The 15,873-nt window shown below is 38.5% G+C and carries 9 protein-coding genes; 5 read left to right on the top strand and 4 right to left on the bottom strand.

Annotation, left to right across the window (positions count from 1 at the left end):
- Positions 1-29 precede the first annotated feature (29 nt).
- Complete coding sequence (locus D0T53_RS09485) at positions 30-4,196, bottom strand: BNR-4 repeat-containing protein (protein ID WP_163267231.1); 4,167 nt, start codon at positions 4,194-4,196, stop codon at positions 30-32.
- A gap of 259 nt (positions 4,197-4,455) precedes the next feature.
- Between D0T53_RS09485 and D0T53_RS09480 the strand changes: the two genes are divergently transcribed.
- The 5 genes from D0T53_RS09480 (at position 4,456) to D0T53_RS09460 (ending at position 12,056) form a co-directional block, all read left to right on the top strand.
- The gene (locus D0T53_RS09480; RefSeq protein WP_163267229.1) at positions 4,456-5,583 is read left to right on the top strand and encodes a glycoside hydrolase family 88 protein; all 1,128 of its coding nucleotides are present in this window, start codon (positions 4,456-4,458) and stop codon (positions 5,581-5,583) included.
- Positions 5,584-5,709: 126 nt separating this feature from the next.
- Positions 5,710-8,196 carry a sugar-binding domain-containing protein gene (locus D0T53_RS09475; protein ID WP_163267227.1) on the top strand — a complete coding sequence of 829 codons (2,487 nt, stop codon included), beginning with the start codon at positions 5,710-5,712 and terminating at the stop codon, positions 8,194-8,196.
- Between the two features lie 100 nt (positions 8,197-8,296).
- Complete coding sequence (locus tag D0T53_RS09470) at positions 8,297-10,378, top strand: DUF6055 domain-containing protein (RefSeq protein ID WP_163267225.1); 2,082 nt, start codon at positions 8,297-8,299, stop codon at positions 10,376-10,378.
- 149 nt (positions 10,379-10,527) lie between these two features.
- A complete protein-coding gene (locus D0T53_RS09465) occupies positions 10,528-11,013 on the top strand; it encodes a T9SS type A sorting domain-containing protein (RefSeq protein WP_163267223.1) in 486 nt (161 codons plus the stop codon).
- The gene (locus D0T53_RS09460; protein WP_163267221.1) at positions 11,010-12,056 is read left to right on the top strand and encodes a hypothetical protein; all 1,047 of its coding nucleotides are present in this window, start codon (positions 11,010-11,012) and stop codon (positions 12,054-12,056) included. Before D0T53_RS09465 ends, D0T53_RS09460 begins: the two co-directional genes overlap by 4 nt.
- A gap of 417 nt (positions 12,057-12,473) precedes the next feature.
- Here the strand turns inward: D0T53_RS09460 and D0T53_RS09455 are convergent, their stop codons facing one another.
- The 3 genes from D0T53_RS09455 to D0T53_RS09445 all read right to left on the bottom strand — a co-directional run bounded on the left by D0T53_RS09455 (position 12,474) and on the right by D0T53_RS09445 (position 15,746).
- Positions 12,474-13,205, bottom strand: coding sequence for a hypothetical protein (locus D0T53_RS09455; RefSeq protein ID WP_163267219.1), 732 nt, complete (start codon positions 13,203-13,205; stop codon positions 12,474-12,476).
- Between the two features lie 158 nt (positions 13,206-13,363).
- Complete coding sequence (locus tag D0T53_RS09450) at positions 13,364-13,888, bottom strand: phage virion morphogenesis protein (RefSeq protein WP_163267217.1); 525 nt, start codon at positions 13,886-13,888, stop codon at positions 13,364-13,366.
- A 22-nt stretch (positions 13,889-13,910) separates the two neighbouring features.
- The gene (locus D0T53_RS09445) at positions 13,911-15,746 is read right to left on the bottom strand and encodes a phage tail tape measure protein (protein ID WP_163267215.1); all 1,836 of its coding nucleotides are present in this window, start codon (positions 15,744-15,746) and stop codon (positions 13,911-13,913) included.
- Positions 15,747-15,873 lie beyond the last annotated feature (127 nt).

Here is a 15,873-nt window from a genome sequence, read left to right as displayed (position 1 = left end):
CAGCCTGTATTTACATAATGTGCTAACTATCAATATTTAACGACTACTTTTTTTACATATTCTCCTCTTATTGTTTTTACTTTCACAACATAAAGACCTTGTTGTGCCATATCGGCAGTGTAAACATTCTCATAGCATTTACTATTCAGGCAACAACGTCCCATCACATCGTATATCGCTACATTCAATATCTTAGAATCGCTACAGATTGTTACCGTTCCGTTTGCTACAACAAATTTCACGTAGCTATCCTTCAACTGATCTTCATCTCCTATCGATACTGACGCAGCCGGAGCATATGCCCCCGATTGATCGTACGAAATATAATTAACTTGTATATCAGCAGAACCTGAAGCATAATTCTTTCCGAATAAAATGCGATTAGCCGAGTGTTCGATCAAACTAAGGTTTGTAACCCCTGTTGTTCCCATTCCCGCTGACTTAGAGAAAGTAAGATAATATTGATCTGTCGGATTCTCCGATTCAGACGTTTTAAAACGGACTACTTTTCTTTCCGCTGTTGCACGTACCGATGGTGTAGTAACAGATTTGTTTACCACGCTACCTGTAGTTCCATCTTGCGAAGTTGAAACTATAATATTGAAAGTTTTACTCTGATTCTCTCCCCATGTAATCAGATCGAAAGCATACTCATACCAAGTAGATGGTTTTAGTTGAACTCCGTATGAATACCAAGTACCGTAATCACTATCGTTATCGAATCGGAAAACAAAAGCTGCCCTTGTAGGATCTGTTCCCGGTATTTCATTATTATTTACCTGTACACGCGGATTTGTACCTCCACCTAACGTCTTTTCGCTAATCCATCCGGATGGAGCTTCATTATTTGCAGTCGCTTTAAAATCAGGATTCGCAATAATATTCGACTCGTCGTAAATACTAATACCACTTATAATATCTGTTTCAGTAGTTCCATCAGCATTCATATCTCCTACAGATGCCTTATCGAAAGATTCTTCATATTCTCCATTCCGATAAACATGTACTTTGTCACTTTGAACAGCATAACGTACAACCTGCTCTGTTGTCCCTGTCGAGGCTATTGTTAATGGTTGAGCAAAAGGTAGTATCCATGTAAGAGAAGAGCTGCTTAATGATGTGCGTAAACCTGAACCATTTTCATCCCTAGCTTCAAAATCCATACCCCTGCCATCCGCAGATGTAACTGTTGCTGCTATCTCCAATGTATATTCATCGGCAGGATTAAAATCTAACAATTTTACATTCTTCGATCCTGTTAAAGCTGTAATAGTAACATTTTCGGCTAACCGTGTGGGTAAAATTTCTTTTACCGAAAGATTAGGTGTATCACCAGAGCCTTCGCCCGGCGCATATGCACCGTCCTGATAAGTTACAGAAAACACCTCGAAATCGGCAGAGCCTTCGTTATAGTTTTTCCCTATCAACAAACGATTCTCGTATGAAATACCTTTCAATCTAAAATCGCCAATACCATACATCGCCCAAGCTCCACTGAATGTCAAATAATAAGTTCCGGCATCTTTGGTAGTAAATGTAAAAGTTCCACGCCTCAACGTTTGTGTGGCTGTAGGAGTTATATGAGTTTCAGACTTATAGATGCCGGTTGCATCTTTCGCTTGACTAATGCCGGTTGTTATTGACGCTGTCGAAGTCGCATTTGCCCAACATTCATAAAGAAACGACAACTCATAAACCGTATTAGCTTCTAACGTTACGGGGTAAAAATAGGTTGCAGATGCATAAGACGTGGCATCCCAACGAATAGTCATCAATCTACCTGTAAAGCTACCTCCATTTTCCAAGTTATGAGTTACATTTTCGTACCTTACTCCCATTCCTCCAACTGCATTCCAAGGTATATCGCTAGCTGATGCACTCCAGCCATATTCTGTAGGCTTTGCCGATCCTAAAGCATTCGGACCTGCCCATTCGGGCATAATATCATTTCCGTAACTAGCCGTTGGTTCAGTTTCCGTATCATCGGCTTGTATATTCTTAATATCTTCAATGGTTGTTGCTCCCAAATACTCTTGCCCACAGTATACATAAACATTATTATCTACTACTGCAAAACGATACGATTGTTCTACACTATTATCGGCAACCGCAAATTTTGTGATATTGTTTAATACGCTCGATTCGCTTATGCTTGTTTCGCCTAAAGAGAAACGGAAACCTTTGCCCGTTTTCGACCGTGCCTCTATATCCATTCCCCTGCCCGTAGCAGAATTAATCTTTGCCTTTACTTCCAGACTATATGCATTCAGAGGATTGAATGGTGTTACTTCAAACGTTTCTTTTCCTGTTGTGTTTACTGATTTCTTTTCCGACAACAATATATTATCAAGCTCTGCTTTCTTCCTCAAATCGGGCTCTGTTGTAACAACATCATCATCGTTTGCTTTTTCTGAATACAATGCATCCACAGGAATCACTTCCTTATTAGTCTTTCCGCTCGCCCACGATAATGTTACAGGATTAGAAGACTCTACCTGAGACTCAATAACAATATTGTGTTTATGCGATGCTATAGGCGAGAATGTAAACTCATACTCTTCAGCAACACTACTTTTCTTAGTAAGCAGAACCTTTTTACCATCAACATACACTGCCGATGCTTCAGATGTGCTCAAATACATCGTATAGTTTTCGCCATATTGTGTTTCGAAAGTTCCTGACCAACGTACGCTTTTAGTTCCTAACGGAAAAGCCTGCCCATTTATATTCGAATTATCAGAAGAGGATATAATAGTAGAGAAATTATCATCAGAAAAATATTCAGCTAAAACACCTGTACCGGCAGGAGTATTGGGGTTGTCTAACAAATAATTAACAACTACAACTTTTGCATCAGACCGAAGATATACGAAAGAAAGAACCCCTTCTTTTAAAAGCAACTTTCGGTCAACCTGAGGCTCGGATAAAAAGATATCCTGATCTTGCTTAGCCAATAACTGCCAGTCATCATAATCTCCAGCCTCTGTGGCTACATATACTTCTCCATGGTTCGCTATTACATATACATTATCAAAAGCATCGGCCACAATTTGGGTACGGCAGTATGAATTTACTTTTGCATTTCCATTCTTGACATAACGATGTTGTAAAACCCCTGATTCGTCGATAAAATGATGATGCAAAACGGCTTTTGTACGAGACGTGCTCCAATTGCTATCTGTACCCTCGTCCATATATGAGTTAATCATATGAGGACGCCCTTTGCTATCGCTGGTTTGAGACTCCTGATTGATATATCCCTTATTTTTAGGAATATCCTTTATCTTCAGAGACGGAATTTTTATACTAAGGCACTTACTTGTAACACGGTCACGAGCGTCCTCTCCCGGTACAGGCACATAATCAGGTTCACTTTCGGCTACTTTTATTCCTGTAATATCTTTCCACGTTCTACCATCATCATCGCTATAAGCATAACTCAGGTCTTTATTCGTTTCGCCGCCATAATACTCTCTCCAACACCACGAAACGTGTAATCTTCCATTTTTATCATAATCGATGCGGTTAATATAAGCGCACACATCAGGATTGGCATCCCTGCCCTGTACATATCGTCCTATATATGTCCATTGCTTTGCATTTCCATCATATTCGCGCAGATAGCTATCTCCATCGCCGCTTAGTTTGTAACGACACTCAAACAACAAATTACCATCAGGTTTATTTATAAACCTCGGATAGGTAACATCTTTAACCTGAGTATCCATTACATCAGTAGTCTGACTGAAATTACCGGCCTGCCATGGCATATTCTCTGGGTCATTAGCCGAACCCTCAAGAGAATAGCAATAATGTAGTGGATGATTATGATGATCGTATGATAAATGAATACTGCCATCGTTAGCGCAAATACCCATCGATATCACATTATGGGCATCATTTTCGCTATTCTGGTACGGAAGAACTATTTCTTCCCACTGCCCTAACGGCATTTTACGCCGTGCAATACATACATTACGAGTACTGTTGTAATAAACGGTATACTGATAATTTTTATAAGTTATCAGCGCATCTTGCTGAAATGCCTGTCCCGTTAATTGCTCCCCCGAAATAGTAAATGAGCTAGATGGTAAAAACAACTCACCAATCTTTACAGAAGAAACAACACCTTGTCCAGAAACATAACTCGCAAACCCTAAGAATAGGGTAAATAATGAGATAAATAGTTTTTTCATGGATATCTAATAATAAGAATTAATTCAAACACAAATATAGGAGTTCTTATATATCTGATATGCTACAAATCCACCAGTAAGAGTGGACAAATCTTTCATTTTTCACAAGAAACCCGACTCCATGCAAAGCTACAAATCTTCACATAAAATTGGGCTGAACCAAATTTCGCCTTTATTTGAATTATTTCAGCCCGTTGTGTTTGGGAAGTCTTTACAATATTTGCATTATGAAATAATATGCGATGTTTTGATTAAGAGTATGAAAAATAAAAATATACAATACCTGCTACTGCTGACATTAATATTTACTTCTTCTTTTAGCGCATGCATTAAGAATACAAGTGAACAACAAAGCACAGAAAAGCATGATACAACAATTACAAAATCTTCAAGTTCGGAGATAATTGAAATTGTAAAAAAGGTAAACAATCATTGGCAACAAACACATACCGAGCATGGGAATGTATTGTGGAATGGTGCTGTTTATCACATTGGCAACCTTGCTGCTTATAAAATAACCGGAATAGAAGATTATCGCCTATACACAGAAACTTGGGCAGGTAAAAATGAAACCGAAACAAAAGAAAATGGATTGAATAAAAACATGCCATACGATTGGCAAGCTTGTTTTCAAGCCTATCTAATGCTTTACCAATTAGATTCTCTTGATGCGAAGATTGAAGAAATGAAAGAAACAATTAGCAATCAGATCCATGCTTCAAACGACAATTACTGGAATTCGACCAGCAATTTGTACATAACAATGCCGGTAATGACCAAGATGTACATATTAACTCAAAACAAAGAATATCTTGACAGGCTCCATTCGGGTTTCGACTACGCCAAAAATCTGCTATACGATTCTGAATCTGGATTATTTTACAGTGACAGGAAAAGCAAATTTCCGCAACATAAAACACTTAACGGACTAAAGGATTTTGAATCAGTCAGTAATGCATGGGCTTTTGCGGCTATTGTCAGAACATTAGAAGACCTACCTATCAACGATCCCAAACGGGAAGGATATATCCGGATATATGAAACAATGGCTACAACATTAGCTAAAGAGCAACAAAAAGAAGGATATTGGACGTGTAGCATTTTAGACCCAAAAGACAATCCCGGGCCGGAAACCAGCGGTACGGCCTTTTTTACTTACGGATTGCTTTGGGGCATCAACAATAATCTGCTTGACGAAGAAATATTTTTACCAACTATAAACAAAGCCTGGAAATATTTAACAGAAACGGCATTACAACCTGACGGAAAAATTGGATATGTACAACAATCTGATGACAAACAAACGATTGATGCCGACTCGACTGCCGATGTAGGCGTTGGAGCATTTTTACTTGCTGCTGCTGAAATGACCAAGTGTTTACAATAGAGCAATTAAATAAAGCATTTTGGCATGATGCTAAAAAGCCGTTGTTTCTTCTTTAGGATAATGGGCATCCTTTAATCGCCTTAACTAGTGAAATAATTTAATTTATTAATGAAAGATATATACCACATGAAAAATTTAGTACTTATAGCTCTTTTGTTTTTCTCTGCACAGCTATCGGCACAAGTATCATTCGGGCAACCCGAATTAATAAATCAAGGCTGGAGGTTCACTTTAAACGACCAACAAAATGCTGAATCGCCCGACTTTAAAGATAACCGATGGAGAAGAGTAAACCTTCCTCACGACTGGAGTGTAAAAGGGCAACTTAGCCCAACATTGGCAAGTTGTACTGGATACCTGCCCGGAGGTATAGGTTGGTATCGTAAAACACTGAACATACCAGAATCAAAAAAAGGAGAAAAAGTATATTTATATTTCGAAGGCGTATATAACCAAAGTGAAGTTTTTGTAAATGGAAAATCATTAGGTAAACGCCCCAACGGATATATTTCGTTTATGTATGATGCAACACCACATATTGAATATGGAAAAGATAACGTTATAGCTGTACGTGTTGATCATAGTCAAAGCGCCGATTCGCGTTGGTATACAGGGTCAGGAATATATCGTAACGTTTGGGTAGTATATGCAAATCCTATACATATTGCGCAATGGGGCGTGTATGCTTATTCCAACAATGTAACTAAAAAACAGGCAACAGTTAATTTTGAAGTTGAAATATCTAACACATCAAACGCAAACTCAACCCTAAGCATTAATAACGAACTTATTTCGCCTGAAGGAAAGGTTGTAGCCAAAAAAACACAGAAGCTTGCTGTTAAAGCAGGAGAAAGCGGTAAAATAAATGCCTCGATAAAAGTAAGCAATCCACAGCTCTGGAGCTTAGAATCCCCTCTTTTATACCAACTGAAAACAACCGTTACAGATGGAGGAAAAATAATTGATCAGACTACTACTAAAACCGGTATACGTTCATATACATTTGATCCGAACAAAGGATTTGCCTTAAATGGCGAATGGATGAAAGTAAAAGGAGTATGTTTACACCACGATGCAGGGGTTTTAGGATCAGCTGTTCCCCGAGAAGTTTGGAAAAGAAGGTTACTTACCCTAAAAGAGGTCGGCTGTAATGCTATACGCACAAGCCATAACCCTCAATCGCCCGACTTGTATGACCTGTGCGACGAATTAGGGCTTTTAGTGCTAGACGAAGCTTTTGACGAATGGGAATATGCAAAAAGAAAATGGATAGAAGGATGGAACGTAGGGACACCCGGATTTCAGGGGGCTTTCGATTTCTTTGAAGAGTGGGGAGAAAAAGATTTAGCCGATATGGTACGCCGCGACCGTAATCACACCTCTATTTTTGCATGGAGCATAGGAAATGAAGTAGACTACCCGAACGATCCTTATTCGCACCCCGTGTTAGATGGAAGAAGCGAAACCGGTTTTACCCAACCTATATTTGGAGGATATAAAAAAGACGCTCCGGATGCCATGCGTTTAGGGGCAATAGCTAAACGTTTGGTTGCTGTTGTAAAACAATACGACAAATCTCGTCCTACAACTGCCGGACTTGCCGGTGTGGCGATGTCGAACGAAACAGAATATCCGGGAGCTCTGGATATTGCCGGATATAACTACACTGAAAATCGTTACGATTCCGATCATCAAAAATATCCAAATCGAGTAATATATGGTAGTGAAAACCGCCACGAGCTAAGCGCATGGAAATCGGTCAGGGATAAAGAACACATATTCGGACAATTCCTTTGGACCGGAATAGATTACCTAGGCGAATCGGGACGCTGGCCTTCAAGAGGATTTTACTCGGGACTACTCGATTTCGGAGGATTTATTAAACCTCGTGGATATTATCGTCAATCGCTTTGGTCGGATAAACCAATGGCATACTTAGGCACATACCCCACACCGGGTAAAGGGGCCAAAAGTCAGATGCAAGATGTATGGTCGCAATTAGATGCTGAAAATGCAGGAAATTACGAAGAAAAAACACCATCGATGGATGCCTGGCCAATATGGAATTACAGCGAAGGACAATTAATACGGGTTGTATGTTATACAAATGCTGCTAAAGCAAAACTCGAACTAAACGGAAAAGTTGTAGGACAAACTAAAGATTATGACGATAATACAGGCATTATTTACTGGGATATTCCTTACGAAACAGGAAAGCTTGAAGTTATCGGAATGGATAATAAAAACAACGAAATCTCACGTTATGCAATACAATCGTCTGCACAGCCTTATGCTATAATTCTAAAATCGACAGACCAAAGTATCGACAAAAACGGAATTGCACAAGTAGTTATTCAAATAGTAGATGAAAAGGGAATTCCTGTCATGTTATCGGATAACGAAATAACATGCCAGATATCAGGACCCGGAAGATTATTAGGGCTAGAAGCTAGTAACAATCAAGATATGAGTGATTATACCGACAATGTTCATCGTGTTTTTCATGGACAAATGTTAGCTTACATAAAATCGACAAGCGAAAGTGGTGACATCAAAATCCGATTCATTTCACCATGGTTAAAAAGCTTGGAAACTACAATTATGGTTAAATAAGGTTAGAGAAGAAAGAGGTTTGGAAAGAACCTCTTTCTTTTTCATTCTCTTGTGTTTATCAAACTAAAATCATTTTTTCCCCTTAAAAAATGTACACGCCATGAAATCTAAAATATACATCTATACCAAAATAATATCGTTATTACTGTTATCTTCCATAACAATTAATAATACAAATATACTGGCTGCCACAACCGATTCAGGAAAAAGCATCTATGTACCTTCATCTCTTGGCAATGTAAATGACGACAATAACCAATGGAGCTATTCGCGTAGTAAGCAATCGGATAATTTTATTATATTTTGGGAAGCTGGATATGGAACAAATCCTAATTTGGCATCAAACGGATCTTATCAAATAGATGTAGATAACCTATTAAATATAGCTGAAAAAAGTTTCGATTTTTATGCCGATTCCCTTAAATTTATAAAAAGAGGATCATCCAAAACCGATCTTTATAAAATGATTATAAAACTTCGGTATACTCAGGATTGGGAAGCCACCGGATCGGGAGTTGAAGACATGATTGGTTTACTAACCCTTACTGCATGGTCGGCAAAAGCCGCAGGACATACCTTAGCTCACGAAGTGGGACATTGTTTTCAATATCAGGTACATTGCGATAATAACAACAACAAAAACGGTTGGATGTATGGATTCGGGCTAAACGGTAGTGGCGGAAACTGTTGGTGGGAACAATGCGCCCAATGGCAAGCATTCAAAATTTATCCCGAACTACAATTTACCGATGGCAGATTCGTAAACTACATGAATACCGCGCATAAACATATTCTGCACGAAACTCCACGTTACGACAATTATTTCATACAGGACTATTGGACTTTCCTTCACGGAATGGATTTTATCGGAAGATTATGGAATGAATCGGTTTACCCCGAAGATCCAGTCAACGCATATAAACGAATAACAGATATATCCCAATCTGAATTTTGTGACGAGATGTACGATTGTGCCGCCCGGTTCGCAAGCTGGGATATTCCGGCACTACGTTCGTATGGCGAAAGTAAAATAGACACACGCCCTCAACCAGCCATGAATTTGTCTGACGACAATTATTGGGTTATAGATTCGACTAACTGTGTTGAAAATTACGGATACAACATTCTTAAGCTGAATATACCGGAAGAGCCAACAACCATAGAAGCATATTTTGAAGGATTGGTTAACACTAATGGATTCAGAAAGAAAAATTATAACTTCGGAGAATGGCGATACGGATTTGTAGCTTTACTTAAAAATGGAGAACGCATTTACTCTCCTATGCAAAAAGCCGTAGCAAAAGATTCGAAAGATACCGTTTCGTTTACCACTCCCGAAAATTGCGAAAAGCTATGGTTTGTTGTAAGTGGCGGAACCCGCACCCATTGGTTACATGCATGGGACGACGATGATTCGAACGACGAACAATGGCCATATAAAGTAAAGTTTGAAAATACTAATTTGTACGGAGTGTATAATTTCGGACCTGACGACAAACCATATAACGATACGTTAACCTACGATTTGGTATTAGCGCCGTATAATGGAAGTTCGTCTACATATCCGAGTACTCCTATGCAACCCGACTTGGGTAAAGTTTGCCGTGCATTTTGCCTCCAGATGTCTGAAATCAGAGAAGCATATAAATCCGGGAAAATAACTTATGCAGCAATAAACCCCAACGGAACCCTTAATTCAACTTCCACAGCAAATGCACCGGGACATTGGTTTAGTAAAAGCGGTTATGTTACAAATTGGGGAAACAGCTCCTATATATTCTCAGAATTACAAACCAATAGTCTGACATTCAACATTGGGCAATATCCCGGTCTATGTAAAGAAGGAGATAAAATAACTATACGTCAGGCTCTTACTTACAAAACAGATGTAAATGAGGCTGCTAGAATCACTTTTGTTTTCAATATTACAATTAGCTCTTTTACAGGCATTGAAAATGAATTTGTTAATAATTCGACAAAAATTTACAGTTCAAACAATATGTTATGTATAGATCAGCTCCCGGCAGACGGGTACATATATGTTCATAATATAGTAGGCCTTAGCTTTGTAAACGAACCTATAAAAAGCAGTACATTTAATACAACGCTACCCCAGGGCATATATATTGTTACTGTAAAAAATAAGAACGATATAACGCAAAAAAAAATAATTATAAATTAGAATAAAGAAAACTATTGCTACAAGTTTGCACACTACGTTTCTGGTTTCTTTAACCCACTATTCTGATTCAATTTTAATCTTATAGTTTTATCTTTTAATCTAAATTTGTTTATAGAAGCTAATACCGTCTTAATTAACCAATAATTATAATGAAAAAAATTTATCTGCCCATTCTATTCTCTCTTATTCTGGGAACTGGTTGGATTTATGCACAAAGTCCGTCGATGGTTATAAAAACATGGACAAACGATAATAAATCGGTCATGCTAAGTTCCATCTCGAAGATAACATTCTCGGGCGATGACATGGTACTACACTACACTGCAAATCAGATAGAAAATATCGGACTATCTTCAGTGCGGTCAATATTATTTAATCAATCGGGAACAGGATTGGAGAATATACACACTATAAAAAACGATATTGGTGTTTATCCTAATCCGGCTACAGACTATTTAATTCTGAAAAACATTCCGGAAGGAAAATGCATTATAGACATTTACACTGTAAGTGGAGTTCACATAACAAGAACAAGCATTCAAAGCAAAGGACAAACAATTGATGTAAGTCAGTTGCAAAACGGAATGTATATACTAAAAGCAAATAACGAAGTCTATAAATTTACTAAACAATGAAAAAATATTACTCTATCATACTAGCCATCATTCTTGTCTCTGCTTCGACATTTGCCCAGAAAGCATTTAATGTTCACAAAAAAGATTTCTCAGTTTTGAGCATCTCAACATCAAATATTGATAGTTTAAAGATAGGAGCTAACCAAACTATACTCGAAATATATCAACCTGAAGATAAAACAGATATATTACTTTCGGATATTGATAGCCTAAATTTCACCGAAACGGAACTTATCCTTCCCACAGTGGAAATGAGCTCGGCTTCTTTTCAACGTGCAACACAAAAAATAAGCTGTTCGTGTAAAGTTGCCGACATAGGAGACAGCGATATTATAGAAAGAGGAGTCTGTTGGTCAACAAATCCTAATCCAACAATTAACGATAATAAACTAGCTCACGCCCAAGCAAAAAAGGGAATTTTTATATTAGCTATTGAGGATTTCGAGCTTAATACCGATTACTATATTCGTTCATATTCAACCAATAGTTCGGGAACAGCCTATAGTTTACCTCAAAAAGTAACAACAATGAAGGGTAATGTTACTTACACTCTGTCGGGGGAGATAAATCAAACAGACAGACCCAGAGTGTACCAACTTATTAAAACAGCTATGGATAGTGCCTGTTATTATTACAACAGATACACTTCGTTCGAAGGTAACGTTTGGGTTTACTATAGCGAGGGTATTCCTACTGCACAAGCATCATTCAGAGGTTCCATAGGCTTTGGCGCTAACGAATGGTATATGTGGGTAGGAACAGCCATGCACGAGATGGCACACTATTTTGGATCGGGAACTACCAACGAATACAGAAATATGTTTGTTGATGGTGTTTTTACAGGAACAACAGCCTCAACACTATTAAAAGAACTCACAGGTGAAACCTTGAAAGGGGATAGCCAGCATTTTTGGCCTTATGGAATCAACCAGCGATCGGAAATCACAAATCTTGGAAGCGCTCAAAAGCAAAAAGAAGCATTAATTATTCATGCTAAAATAGTTGAAGCAATGCGTATCGACTGTGGTTGGCGTCGACAATAATAATTAATTCCAGATAATAAAAATTGACAACGTAAATTTGTTTAAGTGTTCCTTGAAGGGGCTGTCCAGAAAATCGGGCAAGCCCCTTTACTTTTCACATTATACTCCATTTTACAATCAAAAAATAAACAAGATATAAGATAAGTTTGTTTAATAGTAAATGTATCTGTTGCTATGACTTCGAGTTTAGTTATATTATATATTAGTTTAATCCTTTTTGTAGCAAGCCTTGTGCTTTGGTTCATATCAGGCTTTATTACTGCACGTCATCAGGAAGGATTCAAAACCACATATAATCGTTTTTTTAAATCGTGCATAAAAATAAATCAAATCGTGTAAATTTCATAATTCGGGCGCAAAACCTTTTTTGGTAGTTGCGCCCTTTCTTTTAATCTTTGCTGTTAACTTAGGGTTAATCTACACTTTTGATAACAGATATACTATGTTCTCTTTTATCTTGGTGCAATCTCTCACCCATTCGACAGGCTTCAATCCTTTGTCATATTCCGGATATGGCTTTTCGGGTGTTTTGAACTTAAAATGCTTGCAGAATGGGTATATATAACGATAGGTCTTTACTTCGAATGTCTTTGTATCACCTATTAAATAGGCTATGTTCGCACGTAAATAACCGCTTGTTGAGGTGGTATTTGTCAATATTTGTTCGTGGATAATCTCGCCGGTTCTTGTGTTTTCCACAAAGCGCGTGTAGTGATAGCCGTAATACTTGAAATTTGCCGCTTTATAAATAGTTCCACAGCCTAACCGACCATCGGCGAACGATTGCACCGCAACGATATTCGGGTCTGATTTCCGTAATAAACGAAGCGACGCACCAATCAACAACGTTTCGGCATTGTGCCCGAAACAATCATCAATCCACATGCGGTTCAATTCACACATCCATGCATCGGGATTTGGGTGTGAAAATATTTTTGCCTTACAATTTTTCATATAGCCATAAGAGGCAACGCCCAAACATAAATCGGGGCTTTCTTCCTTAAATATGCCAAAGTTATATTTGCCAAAACTCGCACTATTCCATTTATGCGAATAATGGTTTTTGATTATCAATTCCTTTGCCGTATTTCTGTCAACCGGTTTAATAATAACAGTTCCTAAATTCTTTGTTTCTTTTCTTACTTCCATTTTCTTATATAATTATTATTAGTAATTTTGTTATCTCTCACATTTAAAACAGATGCGTACACATCAAACCCACAAAGGCATTTAGCCTCTGTCGTGATGTGTACGCATCTTTGTATATTAGCGGGGTGAGAGCCGCTTTTATAAGGCAGGGGCTTTTTTTAACCCTTTATCGCCTTACTTATTTCCGAGTTGATAAGTTTTGTTATCCTATCTTCAAGTTCCTGCGATTGTCCGATAAATTGCCGTTTTACAAACTTTCGTTTATACTTTCGCGAATGTTGCTTAACCGTGTGAGATTTCACTATTTGCGCTTTGATTCGCTTATCCTTACGAATATACGAACGTCGGCGATGTTGTTTGCGGGTATGTTGCTTTACGCTTTCCGTTCCGCTAATCTCTAAACCCTCATTGTGCGCGCGGGCGTATGGTACGTCCGTGCCGATAGAAACATATTGAGGCGTGACAGTTATTTTTCGAATACTCCGTTTCAGCCGCCCCGAAGCAACAAGCGTTGACCCTCGTTTCTTTTTCGTCTTTTTCCAAGATATTTTCCTTTTATTTATCCAGTTTTTTTCGACGAAACGTTCTTTGCTGAAATTAACGGCGACGGTAGCAACCTTTGTCGGTATATTATTAACCGCCGTACTTATCCGGTCAAATATCTTGCTATAATCTTCATTCATTTAAACAGCGTTTAAATACCCTTTAATAAGATGTTTCTAATTGACGAACGGCGCGCAAGCAAGTATCTATAAACCAATTTTCAATTTGTGAAGCATCCATATTTTGAAGGGTTGTACTTTGGATATTTATACCGCCCTTGTTAAACGCTTCAATATTCACTGTTATATTTCGAATCTGTTTTGCCGAACCTACAATGCCGTTAACCGACTTACCGCCCGAACCGTCGTCGGTTATAGTTTCGCCGGTTGAACCGGTTGTCGAGGTGCTGGAATCCTGAATCGTATTACGGTTGTACCATTTCTTGTCGAGTTCATCAGCCAAACCGCTATATGTTTTCCATCGTGCAAAATCGCGATGCCTTAAATAGTTATTTTGTTCGTCGCGATACTCTAGCCGTCCTTTAGTACTTTTTGCCAGATAGAAAGGATTATAGTTATAAAATGCGCCGCTTGGATTAGCATATTCGTTTGTTTTATTATCGTACCTCGTTTTGAACTGCTTCGATAAATCGTTGAAATACGCCATGCGCTTATCGAATTGTTCCTGTGTGAGGTTTTCGATATTTAGCAAATCGGCATTTTGTTGACGGGTATGGTTTGCTTCATCGTCAATTATTGTTTGCCGTTTTCCTTTCTGATCTTTCGCCATCCAATCAATACCGGTAACAATACCCTCCGCAAACCCTACAAGCTTTTCTTTAATGGGTAACAATACTTGACCCATACGGATAATGAGATTATCTATACGGTTTGATAATTGTTCCTGACGGTATAAAATATCATTTTCTGCCATCGTTTTAGCTGAATCAAAATTGAACTTCGATTCGGTGAACTCGTCGAAAGTCTTTTTTAATTCGCCTGATTTGTCGGTCGCTGCCTGAATCATTGCAATAAGCCCCTCCGAGCCTGCAAATTGGTTTTTGAGGGTTATTATCGACTTATCGTCTTTCATCTGCATGAATTTTTTATTTAATTCAAGCATGATAACGTCGGCTTGCTTTAACTGCTTATTGGTATCGTAAAAATTAATGCCTATTTTTTTAAATGCATCAACCGTCGATTTCTTTGTAAGGTCGTTAAATAACGATTTTGTTAATGTTGCGGCAACTTCCGGCGATTTAGTTTTAATAGTAAACAGCGAGAACAATTTATTTGCCGTGTCAAAATCCTGTTTAACAGAAGCCGCCGCCCCCGCATACACCGATTGAACATTTGCCAATTGTTCGAACGACACAACACCGACTTGCATGGCTGCATAGGCTGATTTATTGAAATCGTCGAGGCGGTCAATACCAAACCGCCAGTTTGCCATTGCCTTAGATGTACCCGCAACCCACTTTGTCATATCCGCTTGCATAATATTGGCAAATTCGCCCTGTTTTTCAACTATTGCCCGCGCGTCGTTACCGTACAAACCGACGGTCGATTGGACTTCGTTATATGCATCGCTTGTTTTTATAGAATCGAACCCTTTTTTCCAAGCCGTATCTAAAACCAACGTCCGCAAATCGTTTATCTCTTTTTGCGTTTTTGTTAAATTCAGGTTTGCAAGCCCTCGAAATTCCGCGTTAAATTCGGCGGCTCGGTCGGTCGCTTTTATCATGCCCGCCGATAACAAACCTATCCCCGCAAGAACCAAGCCGATGCCACCCGTCAATGATTTTAAATTACCACCAATTACAGGAATACTGCCGGCAATTTCTTTGAAATCTTTTTTTGCCGATGCTTTAAATTCCGCGATACGTGCACGCATTTCGCCGACATCGGAACGTATTTGTTTTTTTGCCGACGAAAGCCCCGATTTTATGCGGTTCTTTATTTCGAGAACTAGCTCTATTTTACTTTTTCCGATAGCCATAAACTCTAATTAGAACTACTTTGTTTTCATTCAGTCAGATTATTTTTGATGATATGCGCCTCTAATTCATCCTGTGTATCAAATTCGGCACAATTTGTACCATCGGGTACAAAACTTTCGGTGTTAC

This window comes from Dysgonomonas sp. 216, from assembly GCF_010501065.1.
Taxonomy (GTDB): domain Bacteria; phylum Bacteroidota; class Bacteroidia; order Bacteroidales; family Dysgonomonadaceae; genus QVMM01.
This window is presented reverse-complemented; position numbering and strand designations above follow the sequence as displayed.

Bases quoted from the DNA above. Each gene is read 5' to 3' on its own strand.
- D0T53_RS09485 (WP_163267231.1), bottom strand. From the start codon at position 4,196: ATGAAAAAACTATTTATCTCATTATTTACCCTATTCTTAGGGTTTGCG.
- D0T53_RS09465 (WP_163267223.1), top strand. From the start codon at position 10,528: ATGAAAAAAATTTATCTGCCCATTCTATTCTCTCTTATTCTGGGAACT.
- D0T53_RS09445 (WP_163267215.1), bottom strand. From the start codon at position 15,746: ATGGCTATCGGAAAAAGTAAAATAGAGCTAGTTCTCGAAATAAAGAAC.
- D0T53_RS09475 (WP_163267227.1), top strand. From the start codon at position 5,710: ATGAAAAATTTAGTACTTATAGCTCTTTTGTTTTTCTCTGCACAGCTA.
- D0T53_RS09450 (WP_163267217.1), bottom strand. From the start codon at position 13,888: ATGAATGAAGATTATAGCAAGATATTTGACCGGATAAGTACGGCGGTT.
- D0T53_RS09460 (WP_163267221.1), top strand. From the start codon at position 11,010: ATGAAAAAATATTACTCTATCATACTAGCCATCATTCTTGTCTCTGCT.
- D0T53_RS09480 (WP_163267229.1), top strand. From the start codon at position 4,456: ATGAAAAATAAAAATATACAATACCTGCTACTGCTGACATTAATATTT.
- D0T53_RS09455 (WP_163267219.1), bottom strand. From the start codon at position 13,205: ATGGAAGTAAGAAAAGAAACAAAGAATTTAGGAACTGTTATTATTAAA.
- D0T53_RS09470 (WP_163267225.1), top strand. From the start codon at position 8,297: ATGAAATCTAAAATATACATCTATACCAAAATAATATCGTTATTACTG.